The 665-nt window shown below is 63.8% G+C and carries 1 protein-coding gene; it reads left to right on the forward strand.

Features of this window, described 5'->3' with window-relative positions; all coding sequences use genetic code 11:
- Positions 1 to 665 (forward strand): 3,4-dihydroxy-2-butanone-4-phosphate synthase (locus RX972_RS29065; protein WP_316880738.1); only part of this gene is annotated, 665 nt, incomplete at both ends.

Raw genomic sequence — 665 nt, forward strand, 5'->3', positions numbered from 1 at the left:
TCTTCCCGCTGATCGCGCGCGACGGTGGTGTGCTGCTGCGCTCCGGCCACACCGAGGCAGCGGTCGATCTGTGCCGGCTCTCCGGCCTGCCGCCGGTCGGCGTCATCAGCGAGCTGATGAACGACGATGGAACCGTGATGAAGGGCGAACAGGTCGCGAAATTCGCCGCCGCGCACAAGCTCAAGCATGTCACGATTGCTGATATGATCGCCTATCGCCAGGCGCGCGAGAAGCTGATCGAGCGGGTCGCGACCTTCACCACCGAAAGCCCGATCGGTCCGTTGCAGGGCTATGCCTATCGCTCGCCGTTCGACGAGATCATGCATGCCGCCTTCGTCTATAATGGCATCGGCGATGGCCGGGACGTGCTGACCCGGCTGCACAAGCCCAACATCGTGAAGGACCTGTTCACCGGGCCGGCGCGGATGGAAGACGTGTTGCGGCACTTCAAGGATGCCGGCCGCGGCGTGCTGGTCTATCTGCGCGATGGTGCCGCCGGTGTTCCGGTCCAGCCGATTGGCGACCAGAAGACCGCGGAGGCCGATCGCAACAAGCAATGGCGCGAGGTCGGCGTCGGTGCACAGATCCTGCGCGATCTCGGCATTCCGCCGCTTGGACAGCATGAAGCCTTCAACGACGCATTGATGACTGCGATGAAGTTCGTG

Origin of the sequence: Pseudomonas syringae group sp. J309-1 (assembly GCF_032582135.1) — a bacterium.
Taxonomy (GTDB): Bacteria; Pseudomonadota; Gammaproteobacteria; order Pseudomonadales; family Pseudomonadaceae; genus Aquipseudomonas; species Aquipseudomonas quasicaspiana.